Below are 21,054 nucleotides of genomic sequence, written 5' to 3'. Positions count from 1 at the left end.
CGCTTCAGCTGTCTGTTCGTGCCGCGCGGATGGCCGAACCCGTCGCGCACGGATACAGGCAGGTCGCCGCGGCAATCCAGGGCATGCACGATGCCGTCGGCGCGGGGATCGCCGACTACAGCGAGATGGAAAGGCGCAACACCCAGGTACTGACCACCTACGATCAGGGCGCCGTGTGACCGCGACAGTCGACGATATCCGCGCGACCACCCCCGACGGGCTCGCCGATCTGGCGACGCAGCTGACCGAACACAATCGCGCCTTCTCCGGAGCGTTGAACGCTATGCGCATCGCGGTGGATCAGGTGACCTCGCGATCCTGGTCCGGTGACGCGTCGCAGCGAGCTGCTGAAACGAGCCTGGCTCACCACATCGCGGGCAGTCATATCGCCGCCGCCGTGGACGGCCGGATCGAGGCCGTCGGCGATGCCGCCGCGGCGCTGAGCGCCGCGAAGAAAACCGTGGTGGACTGGGCGGATCGGGCCGCTGCCGCCGGTTGCACCGTGTGCCCCGACGGACACGTGATCGCCCCGATGGTTCATGTCTCGGCCGTCGGCCGGTCGAATGCGCTCCAGATCGCGCAGCTGGCAGCGAATTCCAAAGCGCGGGAATTCGAGGCGCATCTGCTGCCCGCACGGGGCACTGGCGCTGAACAATCCCGATCTCGCGACCAACGTGGCGACGTTCGTACCCGGTACCGGAACGGGACTGGCGAAGATGTCCGGTGACGTCAACCGCAGCCCGACCATGCTGAATTCCGCGAAAGACCAAGGCACGCCGAATACTTCGGTGATTCTGCGGGAGGGATACGACGCGCCGCAGGGGTATGCCGCCGCGGCGGATCGGTCCTACGCCGATACCGGCGCTGAAGAGTTTTCAGAACGGACTGCGCGCCTCGCATGTGGGCGCACCGTCCTACAACACGGTCGTCGGGCACAGCTACGGCACCACCGTGATCGGCGACGCCGCCGGCCACGATCAGCTCCATCCCGACGATCCCCCGAGTTCGCGTGGCCCGCTGAACGCCGACAACGTCGTATTCGTCGCGAGCCCCGGCAGCACGGTCGACCACGCCGGCGATCTGCATCTGACGGGTGTGCCGCAAGACCAAGTGCCGCAACATGTCTGGTCAACCAGAGCCAAGGGCGACTGGATCGGGATACCGGCGCGTTCGGGTGAGATCCTCGATGCGGCGCGGACGGGTCCAGCGCGCCGGCCTTTCATCCGCAGCACAACCCGCACGGCTGGTTCGGCAACGATGTCACCTCGCCCGAGCACGGCGGCCGGGTCTTCACCTCCGATCCCGGTGGCCACAGCGACTATTGGGACTCCCACGACGGGCAACCGGGCCAGGCCCTGCGCAATCTGGGTAGCCTGATCGCCAACCGCCCCGACCAGGTGCGCTGAGGCGATGAGCGATACCGATCCCGACGCCGCACTCGAGCGCATGATGGCGAAAGTTGCCGCGACACAACAGGAACTGGCGCAGGTGCGCGGCAACGGCGAGGCGCTGGGCGGGCAGGTCCGGGTGACAGTGGATATCGACGGACGCATCGCCGACCTGGTGCTCGACCCCGCCCTGCATGCCCTGCATCTCAGCGATGTCGCCGCCGCGATCACCGCGGCCCACACCACCGCGCTGAGCTGGGCCCGCGCCGCGGCGAGCGAGATCCAACGGGATCTACACGAAGACCCTTGTGTCGCAGCCATCGCTCACCGAACTGCCGCGGGCGGATTGCGAAAGACATTGGCGCGCAATGAACCTCAACCGATCTACCCTGATACCGAGCAATCGCATCCGCCGCAGGTCAGCGAATCCGGCTGGTAACCGCAGACGAAACTCCTCGCGTGGTACCCGCGCGGCGTGATCCGGCCCCTGGACATCAGAATGTGCGTAGCGCCGGTTGTGCGGGGTAGTGCGGGGTAAACCCGGCCGCGGTGGCCGGCGCAGCACATTGCACCTACCGATGACATGAAGGAGTGCGTTGTGAGTACTTATGTGACCACCAATCCGACCACCGGTACCACGGAAGACGAATTTCCGGAGCTGGCCGACGACCAGGTTCCCGTTATCGCCGAACATTCCGCCGAGGGCTTCGAGACCTGGCGGCTCACGCCCGTGGCCGAACGCGCGGCCGCGCTGGCACGAACCGCGCAGCTCTACGAGAAACGGTCGGCCGAGTTGGCGGCGGCCATCACGCGAGAAATGGGTAAACCGGCGAAGCAGGCGGCCGCGGAGGTGCAGCTTTCCGCAGATATCTACCGCTGGTACGCCGAGAACGGTCCGGACCTGCTCTCCCCCGAGCAACTCGACCCGCAAGGCGCACAGGAGTCGGTGGTGCACACCTTGCCGATCGGGCCGCTCGTCGGAGTGATGCCCTGGAACTACCCCTATTACCAGGTCGCGCGCTTCGCCGCACCGAACCTGTTGGTGGGCAATACGATCGTGCTCAAGCACGCCTCGATCTGCGCGGCGTCCTCGAAACTCATGGCCGATGTCTTGCATGAGGCAGGTGTTCTCGACTACGCGTTCATCAACGTGTACGCGAACCCGGACCAGATCGCCGAAATGCTGGCGCATCCGGCGATCCGCGGAGTGTCACTGACCGGAAGTGAGGAAGCCGGCGTTGCGGTCGCCACCGAGGCCGCGCGAAACCTGAAGAAGTCGGTCCTCGAACTGGGCGGTTCCGACCCGTTCATTCTGTTGGACACCGACGATATGGCCAGAACTACCCGGATCGCCGCGCAAATTCGGCTGGCGAATGCGGGGCAGGCGTGCAATTCACCGAAACGCTTCATCGTCCTGGACGAACTCTACGACGACTTCGTCCGGGGGCTGGTCGGTGAATTCGAACGTGCGGTTGTCGGGGACCCGGCGGACCCCGAAACCGAGGTGGGGCCCTTGTCCTCGGTGTCCGCGCGGGACACGGTCGCCGACCAGGTCGACGCCGCGGTACGGCAGGGTGCGACGCTGCACACGGGCGGCTCGCCCCGGGACGGAGACGGTGCGTTCCTCGAACCCGCGGTGCTCACCGGCATCACCCCGAGGATGCACGCCTATTCCGAGGAGATCTTCGGCCCGGTCGCCATGGTCTATCGGGTTTCCTCCGACGAGGACGCGGTGCGTCTGGCCAACGACGTCGGATTCGGCCTGAGCGGGTCGGTGTGGAGCACCGACCTCACCCGCGCGGCGCGAGTTGCCGACCGTCTCGACGTCGGAATGGCCTACGTCAACGAACACGGAACGACGCTGCCCGGCATACCGTTCGGCGGCGTCAAACGCTCCGGCTACGGACGTGAATTGGCACGCTGGGGCATGGGCGAGTTCGTCAACACCAAACTCCGGCGGACCTCGGCTCACTGAGAGTCCGGATCCCGGGCCATCCCTGCGTGCGGGACCGTGGAACGTCGGCGCATATTCTGTGCTGGTCGGACGCTTTACCCCCGCGAGTGGATCGAGGCGGTCATGGCAGTCGAGTGCGAGAATTTCACCGATGCGTGCACCCGGACGATTCCGCGTACTCGGTGAAGGTTCCCGAGATGACGAGGATCGCGCGGATGATGCGGCGGCTCGGAGTGGCGGTGCTGCTGGCGGCGGGCTGTCTGCAGGCGCCGGTGGCCACGGCGACGCCGATGAACCCGGAGTTGGGGCATGTGGGGCGCTGGATCACCGATGCCGACGGCAGGGTCGTCACGTTGCACGGGGTGAATCTCGTGTACAAGTACCCGCCTTTCCATCCGGCGGCCGGGGGGTTCGGTGATCGCGACGCCGCGTTTCTCGCAGCGCACGGGATCAATGCGGTGCGGCTGGGGTTCGCCTGGAGTGCGGTGGAGCCGCGGCCCGGCGTTTACGACGATCGATATATCGCGCAGATCGAGGACACCCAGCAGGTACTGGCCCGGCATGGCATCTACTCCCTGGTGGATTCGCATCAGGATGCGTTCAACAAGTCGGTCGGAGCGAGTTGGGACGGGTTCCCCGATTGGGCGACGTTCTCCGACGGACTGCCGCCGGGCCCGATCCAGGGCCTGTTCGCGGCCTACACGCTGAGCCCGGCCCAGAATCGGACGTGGGCCAATTTCTGGCACGATCATCCGGCGCCGGACGGCGTCGGTGTGCAGGAACACTATGCGGCCATGTGGTCGCATGTCGCGCAACGCTTCTCGGGCGAACGCTACGTGTTGGGGTACGACCTCATCAACGAGCCGTGGCCGGGCATCACGCAACCGACCTGCCTGCTGGACGGTTGCCCCGACTTCACCCGCGACACGCTCGCCGTCCTCGAGGCCAAGGCGATGACCGCCATCCGGCAGGTGGACCCGCGGCATCTGCTGTTCTACGAACCGTTCGTCACCACCGATTTCGGCTCGCCGGTGCGCATGCCGAACCCGACCGGCGATCCCCGCGCCGGAATGAGCTTTCACGATTACTGCCTCGGACCGATCCGGACCTGCCCCGGCAACGGCTTCGACAGCACTCGCGCGGCCGATACCGCCGGGATCGTCACCGAATTCGGGGCGACGCAGGATACGGCGACACTGGAACGCGTCACCGGCAGCATGGATGACGCCATGGCGTCCTGGATGTTGTGGTCCAGTACGCAGAATCAGTTGCCCGGCCACAGTCAGCAACCGCCGACCGGCCCCGATCTGGTCAGCCCCACAGGGCCGATCGTTCGCCCGTATCCGCAGGTCGTCGCAGGCACCCCGCAGGGATGGCACTTCGACCCCGGCACCGCGACGTTCGACCTCCGCTACACCACCGCACGCCCGGATTCGGGCCGCCCGTTCGCCGGTGACCTCCGCACCCAGGTGTATCTACCCGCAGCGGACTACCCGAACGGCTATCGGGTCGACGTACACGGCGCCGATGTCGTCTCCGCGCCGAATGCCGAATTACTGCAGTTGCGAACCACTCCCGGACAGTCCGCGGTTCAGCTGACGGTGACCCGCCGCTGAATGTCCTGCGGCGTCGCTCACGAACCGGATCCCGGACCGATGAGTTTCGGCTGCGGAAGCGGTCCTTTCGTCCGGACGCAACCGCAGAGGAGTCGCCATGCCACTTCATGTTCGACGATCACCCGAGCACATGGTCACCGTCGGTGACGTCGACCTGTGTGTGACCACATTCGGGGACCGGCGGCAGCCGCCGGTGTTGCTGCCGAGCACGTCGAGACTGTTCTGGGAAGACCGGTTCTGCGACCGACTCGCCGATGCCGGCCGGTTCGTCCTGCGCTACGACACCCGCGACACCGGGCGGTCGACTGCCTACGTGACCGGCTCTCCCGGCTACAGCCTCCGCGACCTGGCCTCGGACATCATCGAACTGATGGATGCCTTCGAGCTTGCGCGAGCGCACCTGGTGGGCTTCTCCGTGGCCGGATGGATCTGCCAGCTCGCCGCCCTCGACCACCGCGACCGCGTATCGGCCCTGACCCTGATCAACACCCGGCCGACGCCGCCCGGCCCGCCGGACCCGGATCTGCCCGAACATTCGGACCGGGTCATGAACTTCTTCACCGAGACACCCGCACCGGACTGGTCCGACCGGGCTGCGGTGATCGACTACCGCGTCGAAGGTGCCCGGATACTCGCGGGCGCACAGGGATTCGACGAACAGCAGGCGCGGCAGCAGGCGACGCGGATGGTCGACCGCACCACCGACATGGCCTCGAGCATGCTCAACCTGGCGTATGCCGAGGCGGGCGACCGGTGGCGCGAGCGTCTGGGTGAACTCACCGTGCCGACCCTCGTCGTCCACGGGACCGACGACCCGTTCTTTCCGTACGGCAACGGACAGGCCATGGCTCGCGAGATCCCCGGCGCGGATCTGCTCCCGCTGAACGGTGTCGGCCACGAACTTCCGGACACCCCCTGGGATCGACTGCTCGCCGCCATACTGGCACTCCCGCCGGAGTCCGCGAATGATCAAGTCGCCCAACAGTATTACCGCCCGACCTCTGCCCGGTAAGGAATGAACAAGGGGGCTTCGAGTGCGCGGGCGCATCATCGGGGCATGAACGAGAGCCTGGATGCACCCGTGATCTTCACCTTCCTGAGGCGTGAGGCTGCTCCTGCTGACGGAGACCTCACCCACGCCGTTGATGTTGTAATCGGTTGGCGCGTAAGGGAAGTCGGTCAGATTTCCCGGCGAGGCTCCGAATCGGGGTGGCGGGCGAAGCCGTCGAGCATGGCGGTGAGACCGATATCGAAGTGGTCGCTGTCGGAGGCGGCGTCCGCGGCGGCGGCGAGCGGCGTGTAGTCCGGCGAATCGGGTGCGGGTTTTCGGCTGCGCCCGGTGACGGCCGCCGTCCAGCCCAGCACGTGTCCGATGGTGAATTCGCGCAGACAGCGGCTGAGCTGCAGGGCGTGCGCCGAGGTGAATCCGGCCTCGCTCAGGTGGGCGATCATTCGGTCGCCGATCGCGATCGCGGCGGGGTCGCGGGCCGGACGAGTGGCGAAGACCGGCACCGCGTGCGGATGGCGTTGCAGGGTGGTGCGCTGCGAGTCGTTCGATCCCGCGGTCAACTCGGTCCCGCGGGATATGCCCGCCGCCGTGCTCGGCGTTCCCGTCTCCACGCCGGCCGCCATCCCGACCGAGATCACCCCGGTCGTCATGACGACACGACACCGACGGCCGCCGCCGCATCACTCCGAGAACCACGCACCTCGCCCGGCTTATGCTGCGGGTGTGGCAGAACCGATTGCGGCCGATAATTCGTCGGGAGATGCGATCGCGCGGGCGTTGCGCGAGGAGATCCTGGCCGGTCGGTTGTCGGCGGGGGAGCGTCTGGTGGAGGGGACGATCGCCAAGCGGTACGGGGTGTCCAGGATTCCGGTGCGCGAAGCGCTCGCACGCTTGCAGTCGGAGGGGTTCGTCACGATCGTCCGCCATCGTGGCGCCACGGTGTCGGAGTCATTGCTGCACGACGGACACGAGCTACTGCAGGTTCGCCGGGGTCTCGAGGTCTTCGCGGCACAGCTCGCCGCGGACAATCGTGGTGGCACGGTCGCGAAGCAGCTGGCCGTGATCGCGGAGGATATTTCCGGCGGTGCGTCGAGCGACGGACCATCGTTCCACGAGCTGATCGCCATCGCCGCGGGCAACGGCCACCTCCGTGACATGCTCGCCAATCTCAACCAGCGGGTGCACTGGGGGCTGGGCCACGATCCCGAGACCTCCGTCACCGACCACCGCGCGGTGGCGATCGCGGTTCTCAACGGCGCCGCCGCGCAGGCCGGTTATCTGATGGATGAGCACCTGCGCCGCGACGAGCGATTCTTCACCGACGAGTTCGGCGACTGACACCAAAATCGTATACAGTCCCAGGGAATATATCGGCCAATTTACGTGAAGTATTGGTGAGGAAACATCTCGGCAACTGTAAGTGTATACAACTATTGGCAGCGCGACTCCAGTTCTGCTCTGCGGTCGGCTCGCCGATACAACCGGTGTCGGTGTCACGCTCCCCTCACCCGGAGTTCCGCCATGTCTCTCACGCTGCCCGGCGAATCCCCCTCTGCCGCTGCCACTTCCGTGCCCGAAGTCGCCTCGCCTCCCCCGCCGGCCCTCGCCCCGCCCTCCGGCCTTTCGAATGCGCTGGACCGTATCGGTTTCGGCCGGGTGCAGGTGGCTGTGATCGCCCTGCTGATGGCGGGGCTGTTCTTCGACTCGCTCGAGCAGAACTCGACCGGTGCGATGGGGCCGTTGCTGAAGGAGTCCTTCGGAATCGGCAACGCCCAGCTCACCTTGATCAACACCGTCACCGTGGTCGGCGGCCTGGTCGGGCGATTGATCGGCGGATACATCGCCGACCGGTGGGGCCGCCGCACCGCACTGAGCCTCAACCTGCTCGTATACACCCTGGGCGGCCTGGTCAGCGCCGCGGCCGTGAACTACGAGATGCTGCTGGTCAGCCGGGCTGTCGTGGGCATCGGGCTCGGCGGGGAATTCACCGTCGGCCTGGCGATTCTCGCCGAGTTGGTCGCCACCCGCCACCGTGGATCGCTGCTGGCGACACTGAACATCTCCTCCGGCGGCATCGGCAATATCGCCTCCTTCGGCTTCTTCCTGCTCGTACTCGGCCCCATGAACCAGACGCTCGGCGGGAACGACGCGTCGTGGCGCTGGACGTATGTGATCCTCGCCGTGCCCGCCGTCCTGGTCGTGTTCTTCCGCCGCTACCTGCCGGAGTCGCCGCGGTTCCTGTTGTCGAAGGGACGTGTCGACGACGCGAACACGAGCCTGAACCAGCTGGCGAGCGGTAGCGTGTCGGGTCTGCGAAAGCTCGGTCCCACAACACGATTCGTTACCGAGGCCGACATCCCGCCGATTCGAAAGTCCTCCTACCTCGAGGTCTTCAAGGGGCGGAACCTCCGGCGCACCGCCGCCATCGGCGCCGCCTCGTGGATGTCGTTCGGCGCGCAGGTGACCCTGCTGTTTCTCATGCCGATCCTGCTGGTGTCCCGGGGATACTCGCTGTCGGATTCGCTGGCCTTCACGATGATCATGAACGTGGGCAGTCTGCTCGGTGCGTGCGCCGCCTCGTATCTGGCCGGGCGCGCACCCCGCCGGATCACGGTGATGTCGGCCGCGGTGCTCGGCTGCGTATCCGCGATCGCCTTCGCGGCTCTGGCCCACTCGACGGCGCTGATCCTGGTGCTGGGCATGATCTTTCAGTTCTTCACCATGATGCTGAACACGATGCTGTCGGTGTGGTCTCCGGAGCTGTACCCGACCTCCGTGCGCGCCATGGGCGCGTCGGTCGTGAACGGGATCGGCAACGTCGCCGGAGCGGTGATGCCGTTCGCGGCGCTGTACTTCTTCGACCTCGCCGGGGTGGCCGGTGTGTTCGCCATGATTGCCGTCATGTACGCGCTGCTCGTGGTGGCCGCACGATTCGGCCCCGAAACCTTCGGCAGATCCCTCGAGGCGGCCACGGAAGATCCCGCCGCCGTGCCCGTATGACCCACAACCGGACAAAGGAGCCCCACCCATGGCCGAACTGACGATCTCCGCCACCGCGCACGGTCTGAACTATCTGCCCCAGTACTATGCCGACCACCTCGGCCTGTTCGCCGACCACGACCTGAAAGTCGTTGCCACAGCAAAGGATCCGTGGACCGGAGTGCTGGACGATCTCGACAGCGGCGCGGCGGATATCGTACTGGGCGGCCTCTGGGTGCCCGGCATGTACTGGGGCACCCCTCGCGAAATCACCGTATTCGCCCAGGTGAACCACCAATTCCCGAAAGCTCTGGTGACTCGCGACAACTCGCCCGGGTTCGGCTGGGCGGATCTGTCCGGTAGCACCGTCCTGGCTCCCGGCATCGGCGGCAGCGCACCGTACGCGTTCACCGCGGGCCTGATCCGGGAGGCCGGGGTGGACCCCGCCGGGATCACCTTTCTGCGTGACCTGTCCACCCCGATGTTCGTCGAACTGTTCGAGGCCGGGCTGGGTGACGCGATCGTCCTGGACTCCACGACCGCACAGATCATGCAGGACAAGGGAACCGGCGTCACCGCGATCGACTACACCGAGGCCGGAGGTATCGGACCCAACAGCGTCTACTACTGCCGCACCGACCGCGTGGACGAGTTGTTCGACCGCCTCGTCCACTTCACCACCGCACTGAGCGAGGCGATGCGGCGCCTGCGGACGACCACCGTCACCGAACTCGGGCCGCTGCTGGCCGCCCACTGGCCGAGCATCCCCCGTGCAACGCTGGCACGAGCCTGCGAGCGCATCAAGCGATCACGGACCTGGGAAACCACGCGCATCGACGCGGCGGCGAGCGACCGGTGGATGCGAATCCTCCAGCAGGAGGGCATGGTTCGCTCCGCGCCGCCGTTCGCCCAACTTGTCGACAGCAGAATCGTCGACAGCGCCGAACTCGCCACCACGGTCCGGTGAATCGTGATCCCGGTACTCACCCATTCCGACATCGTCGCGCTGCTCGATCGGAGCGCGGTGCGCAGAGCCATCGAATCAGCGCATGGTCACCCGCTGCCGCGACCATGCGGCACCGACATCACCCTGTTCCAATCGGTCGGCCTCGGGCTGCAGGACCTGGTCACCGCCCAACTCGTCCTCGACCGGTAGGGCGAGCGGTTACGGTTGCCGAATGCCTTCGCGCCCACGCCTACCTCGGCTTCCCCCGCTCACGCCCCCGCACGACCTCGAACGCGGCTACACCCGGCAGGAGATCCTGGACGAATTGCGGCGGCTGATCCTGGACGGCAACATGCCGCCGGGCGTGGGGTTGCCGCTGCGCGAACTGGCGAGCCGGTTCGCGGTCAGCGTCATCCCGCTACGGGAGTCGCTGCAGACGCTGATCGGCGAGGGCCTGGTGGAACATCGGCCCAACCTGGGCTACCGGGTGACTCAGCTGACCGCAGCCGAGCTACGCGAACTGTACATCGTGCGGGAACGATTGGAATGGGTCGCGCTGGAGGCCGCCGTCACCGCGGCCACACCCGAGGATCACCGCGCGGCGGCCGAGGCCCATGCTCGCCTGGAACAGGCCGTGCTCGAGGACAACTCGAGCGCCTATCATCGCGAGAGCCGCACCTTCCATCTCGCCCTCACCCGTCCGGCGGGCATGGCGCGACTGGTGCACATGCTGGAATCCGTCTGGAACATCACCGAGCCCGTGCAGCCGATGGTGCATGTCGGCGCTCGGAACCGCGCGGAGTTACACGCCGATCACAGCCGGATGCTGGCCGCTTTCCGCGTCGGCGACGCGGAAGCGCTGCTCGCGGCCGCCGAACTTCACAACACCAGGTTGAATCGGGTTGTGGCGCAACTCCCCGGCGACACCGGGCTGTTCAGCGATCCACCGCCGTGATCCGCCGACTCCGGCAGAGCACGAAAAGATATACCTTTCCTGCAACACGGAGGCAATACAGCCTCACTAGCGTCACAGATCACCATCCCGATTTCTCCTCCGGGATATGCAAGATCGGACGCGCGACATGACCGAAACCGCATTGCCGCAACAGGTATCGACGGTGGCCGCCGGTGAACCGGCCTACGATTCTCGACTGGTCAACGCAGATCTGGCTCCCCTGCCCGAGCAGAACTGGAGCACCTACAACATCTTCGCCTTCTGGATGTCGGATGTGCACAGCGTCGGCGGATACGTCACCGCCGGTAGCCTTTTCGCGCTGGGACTGGCGAGCTGGCAGGTGCTGGTCTCACTCGTCGTCGGTATCGGCATCGTCTATCTGCTGTGCAATCTGATCGCCAAACCCAGCCAGCGAGCCGGGGTGCCGTATCCGGTGGTGTGCCGCAGTGCATTCGGGGTGCTCGGGGCCAATATTCCCGCCGTCATTCGCGGTCTGATCGCCGTCGCCTGGTACGGGATCCAGACCTATCTCGCCTCTGCCGCACTGGATGTCGTGCTGATCAAGCTGTTCCCGGGGCTCGCCGCCTACGCCGAGGTGAGCAGATACGGCTTCCTGGGGCTCTCGGCGCTGGGCTGGGTCAGCTACCTGGTGCTGTGGGTGCTGCAGGCCTGCGTGTTCTGGCGCGGCATGGATGCGATCCGCAGGTTCATCGATTTCTGCGGTCCCGCAGTCTATCTCGTCATGTTCGTGCTGTGCGGGTACCTGATCGCCAAGGGCGGCTGGAGCAATATCGATCTGAATCTGGGCGCGGTCACCCATCACGGCTGGTCCGCGGTGACGGTGATGCTGGGCGCGATCGCGTTGGTCGTCTCGTATTTCTCCGGCCCGATGCTGAACTTCGGCGACTTCTCCCGCTACGCGAAGAGTTTCGGTGCGGTGCGACGGGGCAATCTGCTCGGCCTGCCGCTCAACTTCCTGGTGTTCTCGCTGCTGGTGGTGGTGACCGCGTCGCTGACGGTCCCGGTGTTCGGGCAGCTGATCACCGATCCGGTGCAGACCGTGGCCCGCATCGACAACACCACGGCAATCGTGTTGGGCGCGTTGACATTCACCGTCGCCACCATCGGCATCAACATCGTCGCCAACTTCGTCGCCCCGGCGTTCGACTTCTCCAACCTCGCCCCACAGCGGATCAGCTGGCGAGCCGGCGGCATGATCGCCGCGGTCGGCTCACTGCTGATCACACCGTGGAACCTCTACAACAGCCCGGAGGTGATCCACTACACCCTGGAAACACTGGGCGCGTTCATCGGTCCGCTGTTCGGTGTGCTGATCGCCGACTATTTCCTGGTGCGCAAGCAGCGCATCGTGGTGGACGAGTTGTTCACGTTGTCGCCGCAGGGCACCTACTGGTACCGCGGGGGCTACCACCCGGCCGCGATCATCGCGACGGTGATCGCGGCGATCGCCGCGATGTTCCCGGTGCTGACCTCCGGTCATCTCGCGGGCATGTACACCGCCGCGCAATACAGCTGGTTCATCGGCTGCGGCCTGGGCCTGCTGAGCTATCGACTGCTGACCATCCGCAGCTCGGTGTCGCCGACAACTGTGCCGCAAGGAGGCTGAGGCGATGAAAATCCGTGTCGTCAACCCGAATACGACGTCATCGATGACCGCGTCGATCGAGCGGTGCGCTCGCGCCGTCGCCGCACCGGGCACCGTGGTGGAGGCCGTCACCAACACGATGGGCCCGGCGTCCATCGAAAGTCACTACGACGACGCGCTGGCCGTTCCCGGCCTGCTGGCCGAGATCGTCCGGGGTGAGGCCGAAGGTGCGGACGGCTATGTCATCGCCTGTTTCGGCGACCCCGGCCTGTATGCCGCACGCGAACTGGCACGCGGACCCGTGCTCGGCATCGCCGAGGCCGCGATGCACACGGCCGGTTTCCTCGGCCGGGGGTTCAGCGTCGTCACCACACTCGGGCGCACCGCGGGGCACGCGATGGATCTGGCCGAGCGCTACGGAATGCGGCACTCCTGTCTCGGCGTGCACGGCACCGACATCCCGGTACTGGAACTCGACGACCCGAAGGTGCGGGGTGTGATCGCCGAGGCCTGCCGATCCGCAGTGGCCGCCGACGGCTCGGACGCGATCGTGCTGGGCTGCGCCGGGATGGCCGACCTCTGCGACTATCTGACGACCGAGGTCGGCGTGCCGGTCGTCGACGGCGTCGGCGCGGCCACCGTCATGGTGCAAGGACTGCTCACGCTGGGGCTGCGCAAGTCCGGTCGTGGTGAGTTCGCCGCGCCGCCACCCAAGCAGTACACCGGTCTGCTCGCCGGTTTCACACGGTGAACGCGTGCGCCGGAGACGTCGGCACTCGACGAGTACCATCGGCGGTGGCGTTGAAACCGTTGCGGCGTAAGCCTATTCGGGAAGCCTGTCCAGGGCGCGCAGCGCTTCCCTGCGCACTTGGGGAGCCGGGTCGGCAGATCGAGACTCGATATCGCCGAGGTGATGGGGGCCGCGTTCCGATCGTCCTGGGTCAGGAATCCGTCGGCAGCGCTGGACAGGCCAGCGGCGTGGATGCTCAATCTGCCTATGTGACTTGCCAATCGGGGATGCAGCTCGGTCCAGACCGAACTCACATGGTCCGCGGCGCGTCCCGACCACGAATCCTATCGACATCCTGGTCCCGTACACCGTGACCAGCGACAGTCTCGAGATCAACCTCGACGGCACGGACGCTGTGACCGGAACCCGCAGACTCTGGGCATGAGCTGATTCACGAATAGCGAACAGCACTGCCACGCAAGAACTTCGAGCATCTCGACCCGAATCGCAACACGCACGAACGAGACTTCGAGACCTGAGCGCTGTCGATGCGCGTCAGCACCCCCGATCGAGACCCACCCCACACTTTCCTCGACTCATGCACACACGCAGTCCTCTGTGATGCGAGTCTCATGCTGAGACGCTGAGCGGGTGGTTCGCGGGCTCCAATGGATCAGGCAAACGTCGCCACAGCCGGCATATCGGCCGACTGTCGATCCAGGAGGCGCACATTGAGTAGGCAAAGCCTGACGAAGGCCCATGCGAAGATCACCGAGCTGTCGTGGGAACCGACCTTCGCGACGCCGGCCACTCGTTTCGGTACCGACTACACCTTCGAGAAAGCCCCGAAGAAGGACCCGCTCAAGCAGATCATGCGGTCCTACTTCCCGATGGAGGAGGAGAAGGACAACCGCGTCTACGGCGCGATGGACGGCGCCATCCGCGGCAACATGTTCCGGCAGGTGCAGCAGCGGTGGCTGGAATGGCAGAAGTTGTTCCTGTCGATCATTCCGTTCCCGGAGATCTCCGCCGCGCGGGCGATGCCGATGGCCATCGACGCCGTGCCCAACCCGGAGATCCACAACGGGTTGGCGGTGCAGATGATCGACGAGGTGCGGCACTCGACGATTCAGATGAATCTCAAGAAGCTGTACATGAACAACTACATCGATCCCGCCGGATTCGACATCACCGAGAAGGCGTTCGCGAACAACTACGCGGGCACCATCGGCAGGCAGTTCGGTGAGGGGTTCATCACCGGTGACGCGATCACCGCGGCGAACATCTATCTGACCGTCGTCGCCGAAACCGCCTTCACGAACACGCTTTTCGTAGCCATGCCCGACGAGGCCGCGGCCAACGGCGACTACCTGCTGCCGACGGTGTTCCACTCGGTGCAGTCCGACGAGTCGCGGCACATCTCCAACGGCTACTCGATTCTGCTCATGGCCCTGGCCGACGAGCGCAACCGTCCGCTGCTGGAGCGGGATCTGCGGTACGCGTGGTGGAACAACCACTGCGTGGTCGACGCGGCGATCGGCACCTTCATCGAGTACGGCACGAAGGACCGCCGCAAGGACCGGGAGAGCTACGCCGAGATGTGGCGGCGGTGGATCTACGACGACTACTACCGCAGCTACCTCATCCCGCTGGAGAAGTACGGGTTGGAGATTCCGCACGACCTGGTCGAGGAGTCCTGGTCGCGCATCGTCGACAAGGGCTACGTGCACAAGGTCGCCCAGTTCTTCGCGACCGGCTGGCCGGTGAACTACTGGCGGATCGATGCGATGACGGACACCGACTTCGAGTGGTTCGAGCACAAGTACCCGGGCTGGTACTCGAAGTACGGCAAGTGGTGGGAGGAGTACAACCGCCTCGCCTACCCCGGGCGCAACAAGCCCATCGCGTTCGAGGAGGTCGGGTACCAGTACCCGCACCGGTGCTGGACCTGCATGGTGCCGTGCCTGATTCGCGAGGACATGGTCGTGGACGAGGTCGACGGCCAGTGGCGGACCTACTGCTCGGAAACTTGCCACTGGACCGACGCGGTGGCCTTCCGCGGCGAGTACCAGGGCCGCCCGACCCCGAACATGGGCCGGCTCACCGGATTCCGCGAGTGGGAGACCCTGCATCACGGCAAGGACCTCGCCGATATCGTCGCCGATCTCGGTTACGTCCGCGACGACGGCAAAACCCTTGTGGGACAACCGCATCTGGATCTGGACGACCCGAAGAAGATGTGGACCCTCGACGACGTCCGGGGCAACACGTTCAACAGCCCGAACGTGTTGCTGAACGAGATGTCCGCCGCCGAGCGCGAAGCCCACGTCGCCGCGTACCGCGCGGGCGGGACCGCGGCCTGACCAGGTTCGGTGGGTGACGCCGGATTCGGCGTCACCCGCTGCCACCACTGTTTTCCGAGCCCAGGAGATATACCCGTGGCCGACAATCACCGGATCAACTTCGAGCCCGTCGACATCGAGATGGATGTCGGCGAACAGGAGAACATCCTCGATGCCGCATTCCGGCAGGGAATTCACCTCATGCACGGCTGCCGCGAGGGGCGGTGTTCGGCCTGCAAGTCCTACGTCCTCGACGGCGATATCCAGATGGAGAACTACTCGACCTTCGCGTGCAACGACGCCGAGGTCGAGGAGGGCTTCGTATTGCTCTGCCGCTCACACGCTTTCAGCGACTGCACCATCGAACTGCTCAATTTCGACGAGGACGAACTCCTGCGCGGAATCGCGATTCAGGACGTGCGCACAGAGGTGGTCGCGATCGAGCCGGTGACCAAGGACATCGTGTCGCTGCGACTGCGGCCCGTGGAACCCGCGACCTACGAGTTCAGATCGGGCCAGTACTCGGACCTGCGGATCCCCGGAACCGAGGAACATCGATCGTTCTCGATGGCGACTACCCCGTCGACCTCGGAACATGTCGAATTCCTCATCAAGAAGTATCCCGGCGGCCGGTTCGCCGGATTGCTCGAGGACGGGATCTCGGTGGGCGACGAGATGAGTCTGACCGGCCCGTACGGGTCATTCACCCTGAAGGAGGGGCACGTCCTGCCGCTGGTGTTCATCGGAGGCGGGGCGGGGATGGCTCCGATCCTGTCGCTGCTGCGGCACATGAGCGAGACCGGCAACACCCGTCGAGTGCACTTCTACTACGGGGCCCGCACCCCGCAGGACCTGTTCTACCTCGACGAGATTCTCGACATCGGCGCGCAGCTCACCGGTTTCGAATTCGTGGCCTGCCTCTCGGAATCCATGGACCCACAACAGATTCCGGGCTCGATCACCGTCGAGGAAGGCAACGTCACCGACGTCGTGCGTCGTCGCGAACCGGGCATCGGCAAGACCGAGGTGTACCTGTGCGGTCCGCCTCCGATGGTCGACGCCGCTCTCGAACTGCTCGAGGCCGGCGGCACTCCGAAGGACCAGATCTTCTACGACAAGTTCACCAGCCCGGCCTTCGACCGGTAAACGCAGGAACCCCCTCCTGCCACCCGAGAAAGAACTGAGAACGAGATGACCACGAGCACCGGGGCGAAGCAACGCAGCTTTCCCACAATAGAATTCACCGATTCCGAGGCCGGAGCGCTGGAATTTCCCGGCTCCAGGAGTCGCTCCTACAACTACTACGAGCCCGCCAAACTGCGCGCGACGATGTACGAGGACGTGACGGTCGACGTACAGCCGGACCCCGAACGTCACCTGTCCCAGGGGTGGATCTACGGCTTCGCCGACGGCCCCGGCGGCTACCCGAAGGAATGGACCGCCGCGAAATCCTCGAACTGGCACGCGTTTCGCGACCCGAACGAGGAGTGGGACCAGACCATCTACCGCAACAACTCCAAGGTCGTGCACCAGGTCGACCTGTGCCTGGCCAATGCCAAGCGCGCTCGCGTGTACGACGGGTGGAACGCCTCGTGGCTGACTTTCATCGCCCGCAATCTGGGCGCGTGGATGCATGCGGAAAACGGTCTGGCACTGCATGTTTTCACGTCCGTACAGCGGTCCTGCCCGACGAATATGATCAATACGGCGGTCGCGGTCAACGCCGCGCACAAGATGCGGTTCGCGCAGGATCTGGCGCTGTTCAACCTCGACCTGTCCGAGGCCGCCGACGCCTTCGACGGCGCCGTGCACAAGCAGGTGTGGCAGTCCGCGCCCGAGTGGCAGCCCACGCGTGAGGTAGTCGAACGCCTGACCGCGGTACCGGACTGGTGCGAACTGCTGTTCGGCGCGAATATCGTCTTCGAGCAGCTGGTCGGTTCGCTGTTCCGCAGCGAGCTGGTCATGCAGATCGCCGCCGGGAACGGCGACTACATCACGCCCACGATCGTCGGCACCGGCGAGCACGACTACGCCCGCGATCTCGCCTACACCCGCAACCTGTACCGATTGCTCACCCGCGACCCCGAATTCGGGGAGTCGAACAAGGCACTGTTCGGCGCCTGGCTGCAGACCTGGGTGCCGCGCTGCCTGGACGCGGCCCGTGCCCTGCAACCGATCTGGTCGCAGCCTGCCGAGAAGGCGGTCACCTTCGCCTCGAGCCTGGACACCGCGATCGAGAAGTTCCGTTCCCTGCTCGAGGACCTCGGGCTCGACATCCCCAAGGAGTTGGACAAGTGAGCATGCAATTCGGATCGTCCACCGAGTTCTCGAACATGTGTGGCGTCACCTTGATGAACACCCCCATCGGCCGGGTCGTGGCCGAGGTGATGGGCGCGAAGGACGGCGTGGAGCTGACGGAGTACCCGTCGATGATCCGCGTCGACGGCCGACGGCTGCTCGATTTCAACTACGACGAGCTCACCGACGCGCTGGGGCAGGAGTTCGACGGCTCCACCTTCGAGGAGATCAGCTCCACCCACTACGGGCGCATGGTTCACCTCGACGACAAGACCCTGCTGTTCGCCAGCCCCGAGGACGCCGCCGAATACATCGGATTCGACCTCACCGTCCACTGACGCGGTACCCACAGTCTCCGTGTGCGGCGCCGTCGCCCGACGGCGCCGCACCACCCCACAGCCCGATTATCGGAGTATTCAGCATGTACGAGAAGAATGACGACAAGTACTTCATCGTCGACGGACATGTGCACATCTGGGACGCACGCGAGTCGAATCAGAAGAATGTGCACGGCAAGCAGTTCATCGACTGCTTCTACGACTATCACAAGAACCTCAGCCCCGAGGAATACCTGTGGGACTACGAGACGTACCAGTATTACGGCAGTGCGCGTTTCGAGCGTGACATCTTCGGTGAGGGGCACGTCGATCACGCGATCTTCCAGGCGACCCTGCTGAGCGAGTTCTACCGCACCGGATTCGGGCAGACCGAGGAAGCACTCGCCCTGGTCGGCAGGCATCCCGGCAAGCTCACCTACAACCACGCCTACGATCCGCGCCACGAGCAGGCCGGGCTCGAACAGCTGCGCCGGGACGCGGAGCGGATGAATCTGCAGGGCGTCAAGCTCTACACCGCCGAATGGCACGGCGACTCGCGCGGATACAAACTCGACGACCCGTGGTCGCGGCGCTACCTCGAGGAATGTATCGAGCTGGGTATCAAGAACATTCACGTGCACAAGGGGCCCACGATCCGCCCGCTGGACCGCGACGCCTTCGATGTCGCGGATATCGACAAGGTCGCCACCGACTATCTGGACCTGCGTTTCGTCGTCGAGCATGTGGGTCTGCCGCGGCTCGAGGACTTCTGCTGGATCGGCACGCAGGAATCGAACGTCTACGGCGGTCTGGCGGTGGCCCTGCCGTTCATCCACACGCGGCCACGGTATTTCGCGCAGATCATCGGTGAGCTGCTGTACTGGCTGGGCGAGGACAAGATCCTGTTCGGCAGCGATTACGCGCTGTGGACGCCGAAGTGGCTGATCGAGAAGTTCGTCGACTTCCAGATCCCCGAAGATATGCAGGGCGAATACGATCCGATCACCGTCGAGGAGAAGAAGAAGATCCTCGGCTTGAACGCCGCGGCCCTGTACGACATCGACGTTCCCGCCGAGTTGCGGGTGAGCGGACAGCGCGCCGACGGCATCGCGAACGGGACACGGGAATCGGTGGCGTCGTGACGACGGCGGCGATATCCACCGAACAGGCTGTGCTCGAGGCTCTTTCGACGGTCGTGGACCCCGAATTGGACGAGCCGATCACCGATCTGGGCTTCGTGCGATCGGTGCTGCTGGAGGACGACGGCGTCACCGTCCACCTGCGGCTGCCCACGGCCTTCTGCTCCCCCAACTTCGCCTACCTGATGGCCTCCGACGCCCGGGATGCGCTACGCCTGATCGAGGGCGTCGGCGAGGTGCGCGTGTACCTGGACGACCACCACGACAGCGACAAGATCAACGGTGGTCTGGCCGCCGATGCCGGGTATCGGGGTACCTTCGGATCCGAGGCGCAGGAGAGCCTGGACGAGCTGCGCAGAACGTTCCGGGTGAAGGCGCACACCGCGGCCATGGAACGCTGCGTCGAGGCGTTCCTGAAGCGAACCGGGTTGGGCGCCGACGAAATCTATCGGCTCACGCTGAGCGATCTGCCGCCCGGGAAGTACAAGGAAGCGCTGCTGCGCCGCCGCATGGACATCGGGCTGAGCATCTGCCCGGCCGGCCGGGTGTTCGTCGACGAGACCGGGCAACGGGTGCCGCCCGATGCGGTGCCGATGCGCCTGCGATTCGCCAGGTCGGTGCGCATCTCCATGGAGGGCAACGCGCACTTCTGCCGCGGCCTGCTGGCCACCCGCTACGCCGACGGCGAAACAGTCGGCGGCACAACGCATATCACCGATCTCAGAACAGTCAGGAGCCCGCGATGAAGGCCGTGCAGGTGGTGGGCTACCACACCGGATTGCAGCTCACCGAAATCCCCGAACCCACCGTCGAAGGGCCCCTCGATGTGATCGTGCGGATCGGCGGCGCCGGTGTGTGCCGCACCGATCTGCACATCCTCGAAGGCCAGTGGGAGGCCAAAAGCGGTGTCGCACTGCCGTATACGATCGGCCACGAGAACGCCGGATGGGTCCACGCGGTGGGCGACGCGGTCAGCAATGTCGCGGTCGGAGACAAGGTGATCCTGCATCCGCTGATCACCTGCGGCCTGTGCCGGGCGTGCCGTTCCGGCGACGACGTGCACTGCCAGAACAGCACATTCCCGGGCATCGACGTCGACGGCGGCTACGCCGAGTACCTGCGCACCACCGCGCGCAGCGTGGTCCGGATCGACGATTCGCTCGAGCCCGCCGACGTCGCGGCCCTGGCCGACGCCGGGTTGACCGCGTATCACGCGGTCGCGAAGGTCGCGCAGACCACCAGGCCCGGCGATGTGTGCGTGGTGATCGGCGCGGGCGGGCTCGGTCACATCGGAATTCAAGTGCTGAAGGCGATCTCGGCGGTCACGGTGGTCGTCGTCGATCGCAATCCCGCCGCCGTGGAACTCGCGGTGAAGATCGGCGCGGATCACGGCATCGTGGCCGACGGCGGGCACATCGACCGCGTGCTGGAACTGACCGGCGGGCACGGGGCCGAGGCCGTGGTCGACTTCGTCGGCGAGGGCGGCGCGACCCGGGAGGGCATCGCGATGCTTCGCCGCGCCGGGAACTACTACGTCGTCGGATACGGCGAGAACATCGATGTCCCGACGATCGATGTGATCTCCACGGAGATCAACTTCATCGGCAATCTGGTCGGCTCCTACAACGATCTGCAGGAACTGATGACGCTCGCCGCCCAGGGCAAGGTCACCCTGCACACGACCACCTATCCACTCGCGAGCTTCCAGCAGGCACTCGACGATCTCGATGCCGGGCGTGTGCGCGGCCGGGCGATTCTCGTTCCCTAGCCGACCC

At 65.6% G+C, this 21,054-nt stretch carries 22 protein-coding genes; 21 read left to right on the top strand and 1 reads right to left on the bottom strand.

Features of this window, described 5'->3' with window-relative positions:
- Positions 1–29 precede the first annotated feature (29 nt).
- The 7 genes from ON40_RS47665 (at position 30) to ON40_RS47635 (ending at position 5,970) form a co-directional block, all read left to right on the top strand.
- Positions 30–179 carry a hypothetical protein gene (locus ON40_RS47665; RefSeq protein ID WP_157186855.1) on the top strand — a complete coding sequence of 50 codons (150 nt, stop codon included), beginning with the start codon at positions 30–32 and terminating at the stop codon, positions 177–179.
- On the top strand, positions 176–727 hold the full coding sequence (locus ON40_RS54230; RefSeq protein WP_051194662.1) for a hypothetical protein: 552 nt from the start codon (positions 176–178) through the stop codon (positions 725–727). The genes ON40_RS47665 and ON40_RS54230 overlap by 4 nt, the downstream gene beginning before the upstream one ends.
- A 98-nt stretch (positions 728–825) precedes the next feature.
- Positions 826–1,377: an alpha/beta hydrolase gene (locus tag ON40_RS55715; RefSeq protein WP_051194661.1), complete on the top strand. Its 552-nt coding sequence runs from the start codon at positions 826–828 to the stop codon at positions 1,375–1,377.
- A 33-nt stretch (positions 1,378–1,410) separates the two neighbouring features.
- Positions 1,411–1,827 (top strand): YbaB/EbfC family nucleoid-associated protein, encoded by a 417-nt coding sequence (locus tag ON40_RS47650; protein ID WP_040832636.1) that lies wholly within the window; start codon positions 1,411–1,413, stop codon positions 1,825–1,827.
- A gap of 159 nt (positions 1,828–1,986) precedes the next feature.
- A complete protein-coding gene (locus ON40_RS47645) occupies positions 1,987–3,363 on the top strand; it encodes an NAD-dependent succinate-semialdehyde dehydrogenase (RefSeq protein ID WP_040832635.1) in 1,377 nt (458 codons plus the stop codon).
- Between the two features lie 176 nt (positions 3,364–3,539).
- Complete coding sequence (locus ON40_RS47640; protein WP_157186854.1) at positions 3,540–4,958, top strand: cellulase family glycosylhydrolase; 1,419 nt, start codon at positions 3,540–3,542, stop codon at positions 4,956–4,958.
- Positions 4,959–5,055: 97 nt separating this feature from the next.
- Positions 5,056–5,970, top strand: coding sequence for an alpha/beta fold hydrolase (locus ON40_RS47635; RefSeq protein ID WP_245568306.1), 915 nt, complete (start codon positions 5,056–5,058; stop codon positions 5,968–5,970).
- A gap of 167 nt (positions 5,971–6,137) precedes the next feature.
- On the opposite strand, the gene ON40_RS47630 is transcribed toward ON40_RS47635, so the two are convergent.
- The gene (locus ON40_RS47630) at positions 6,138–6,617 is read right to left on the bottom strand and encodes a TetR/AcrR family transcriptional regulator C-terminal domain-containing protein (RefSeq protein WP_040832634.1); all 480 of its coding nucleotides are present in this window, start codon (positions 6,615–6,617) and stop codon (positions 6,138–6,140) included.
- Between the two features lie 73 nt (positions 6,618–6,690).
- Here ON40_RS47630 and ON40_RS47625 point away from each other — a divergent pair, with 73 nt between their 5' ends.
- The 14 genes from ON40_RS47625 (at position 6,691) to ON40_RS47560 (ending at position 21,047) form a co-directional block, all read left to right on the top strand.
- Positions 6,691–7,305 carry a GntR family transcriptional regulator gene (locus ON40_RS47625; protein WP_051194659.1) on the top strand — a complete coding sequence of 205 codons (615 nt, stop codon included), beginning with the start codon at positions 6,691–6,693 and terminating at the stop codon, positions 7,303–7,305.
- Between the two features lie 183 nt (positions 7,306–7,488).
- Positions 7,489–8,967, top strand: a complete 1,479-nt coding sequence (locus tag ON40_RS47620; RefSeq protein WP_245568305.1) for an MFS transporter — start codon at positions 7,489–7,491, stop codon at positions 8,965–8,967.
- 28 nt (positions 8,968–8,995) lie between these two features.
- The gene (locus ON40_RS49100; RefSeq protein WP_051194658.1) at positions 8,996–9,913 is read left to right on the top strand and encodes an ABC transporter substrate-binding protein; all 918 of its coding nucleotides are present in this window, start codon (positions 8,996–8,998) and stop codon (positions 9,911–9,913) included.
- A gap of 3 nt (positions 9,914–9,916) precedes the next feature.
- Positions 9,917–10,102, top strand: coding sequence for a hypothetical protein (locus ON40_RS47610; protein WP_040832633.1), 186 nt, complete (start codon positions 9,917–9,919; stop codon positions 10,100–10,102).
- A gap of 22 nt (positions 10,103–10,124) precedes the next feature.
- Positions 10,125–10,847 carry a GntR family transcriptional regulator gene (locus ON40_RS47605; protein ID WP_040832632.1) on the top strand — a complete coding sequence of 241 codons (723 nt, stop codon included), beginning with the start codon at positions 10,125–10,127 and terminating at the stop codon, positions 10,845–10,847.
- Positions 10,848–10,974: 127 nt separating this feature from the next.
- Positions 10,975–12,474 (top strand): NCS1 family nucleobase:cation symporter-1, encoded by a 1,500-nt coding sequence (locus ON40_RS47600; protein WP_040832631.1) that lies wholly within the window; start codon positions 10,975–10,977, stop codon positions 12,472–12,474.
- 4 nt (positions 12,475–12,478) lie between these two features.
- Entirely contained in the window at positions 12,479–13,204 is a 726-nt protein-coding gene (locus ON40_RS47595) for an aspartate/glutamate racemase family protein (protein WP_040832630.1), read from the top strand.
- A gap of 710 nt (positions 13,205–13,914) precedes the next feature.
- Positions 13,915–15,546, top strand: a complete 1,632-nt coding sequence (locus ON40_RS47590) for an aromatic/alkene/methane monooxygenase hydroxylase/oxygenase subunit alpha (RefSeq protein ID WP_040832629.1) — start codon at positions 13,915–13,917, stop codon at positions 15,544–15,546.
- Positions 15,547–15,621: 75 nt separating this feature from the next.
- On the top strand, positions 15,622–16,671 hold the full coding sequence (locus tag ON40_RS47585) for a 2Fe-2S iron-sulfur cluster-binding protein (protein WP_040832628.1): 1,050 nt from the start codon (positions 15,622–15,624) through the stop codon (positions 16,669–16,671).
- 45 nt (positions 16,672–16,716) lie between these two features.
- Entirely contained in the window at positions 16,717–17,823 is a 1,107-nt protein-coding gene (locus tag ON40_RS47580; RefSeq protein ID WP_040832627.1) for an aromatic/alkene monooxygenase hydroxylase subunit beta, read from the top strand.
- Positions 17,820–18,161 carry a propane 2-monooxygenase effector subunit MimD gene (mimD, locus tag ON40_RS47575; protein WP_040832626.1) on the top strand — a complete coding sequence of 114 codons (342 nt, stop codon included), beginning with the start codon at positions 17,820–17,822 and terminating at the stop codon, positions 18,159–18,161. The genes ON40_RS47580 and mimD overlap by 4 nt, the downstream gene beginning before the upstream one ends.
- Positions 18,162–18,244: 83 nt before the next feature.
- Positions 18,245–19,282: an amidohydrolase family protein gene (locus tag ON40_RS47570; RefSeq protein WP_040832625.1), complete on the top strand. Its 1,038-nt coding sequence runs from the start codon at positions 18,245–18,247 to the stop codon at positions 19,280–19,282.
- A complete protein-coding gene (locus ON40_RS47565) occupies positions 19,279–20,025 on the top strand; it encodes an iron-sulfur cluster assembly protein (RefSeq protein WP_040832624.1) in 747 nt (248 codons plus the stop codon). Before ON40_RS47570 ends, ON40_RS47565 begins: the two co-directional genes overlap by 4 nt.
- The gene (locus ON40_RS47560) at positions 20,022–21,047 is read left to right on the top strand and encodes an NAD(P)-dependent alcohol dehydrogenase (protein ID WP_040832623.1); all 1,026 of its coding nucleotides are present in this window, start codon (positions 20,022–20,024) and stop codon (positions 21,045–21,047) included. Before ON40_RS47565 ends, ON40_RS47560 begins: the two co-directional genes overlap by 4 nt.
- Positions 21,048–21,054 lie beyond the last annotated feature (7 nt).

The sequence above is a fragment of the Nocardia jiangxiensis NBRC 101359 genome, assembly GCF_000308615.1.
Taxonomy (GTDB): Bacteria; Actinomycetota; Actinomycetes; order Mycobacteriales; family Mycobacteriaceae; genus Nocardia; species Nocardia jiangxiensis.
This window is presented reverse-complemented; position numbering and strand designations above follow the sequence as displayed.

Excerpts from the sequence above, each read along its gene's own strand:
- ON40_RS47640 (WP_157186854.1), top strand. The coding sequence starts at position 3,540 with ATGACGAGGATCGCGCGGATGATGCGGCGGCTCGGAGTGGCGGTGCTG.
- ON40_RS47630 (WP_040832634.1), bottom strand. The coding sequence starts at position 6,617 with ATGACGACCGGGGTGATCTCGGTCGGGATGGCGGCCGGCGTGGAGACG.
- ON40_RS47665 (WP_157186855.1), top strand. The coding sequence starts at position 30 with ATGGCCGAACCCGTCGCGCACGGATACAGGCAGGTCGCCGCGGCAATC.
- ON40_RS47560 (WP_040832623.1), top strand. The coding sequence starts at position 20,022 with ATGAAGGCCGTGCAGGTGGTGGGCTACCACACCGGATTGCAGCTCACC.
- ON40_RS47595 (WP_040832630.1), top strand. The coding sequence starts at position 12,479 with ATGAAAATCCGTGTCGTCAACCCGAATACGACGTCATCGATGACCGCG.
- ON40_RS47635 (WP_245568306.1), top strand. The coding sequence starts at position 5,056 with ATGCCACTTCATGTTCGACGATCACCCGAGCACATGGTCACCGTCGGT.
- ON40_RS47605 (WP_040832632.1), top strand. The coding sequence starts at position 10,125 with ATGCCTTCGCGCCCACGCCTACCTCGGCTTCCCCCGCTCACGCCCCCG.
- ON40_RS47650 (WP_040832636.1), top strand. The coding sequence starts at position 1,411 with ATGAGCGATACCGATCCCGACGCCGCACTCGAGCGCATGATGGCGAAA.
- ON40_RS55715 (WP_051194661.1), top strand. The coding sequence starts at position 826 with ATGCCGCCGCGGCGGATCGGTCCTACGCCGATACCGGCGCTGAAGAGT.
- ON40_RS47620 (WP_245568305.1), top strand. The coding sequence starts at position 7,489 with ATGTCTCTCACGCTGCCCGGCGAATCCCCCTCTGCCGCTGCCACTTCC.
- ON40_RS47570 (WP_040832625.1), top strand. The coding sequence starts at position 18,245 with ATGTACGAGAAGAATGACGACAAGTACTTCATCGTCGACGGACATGTG.
- ON40_RS47580 (WP_040832627.1), top strand. The coding sequence starts at position 16,717 with ATGACCACGAGCACCGGGGCGAAGCAACGCAGCTTTCCCACAATAGAA.
- ON40_RS47600 (WP_040832631.1), top strand. The coding sequence starts at position 10,975 with ATGACCGAAACCGCATTGCCGCAACAGGTATCGACGGTGGCCGCCGGT.
- ON40_RS49100 (WP_051194658.1), top strand. The coding sequence starts at position 8,996 with ATGGCCGAACTGACGATCTCCGCCACCGCGCACGGTCTGAACTATCTG.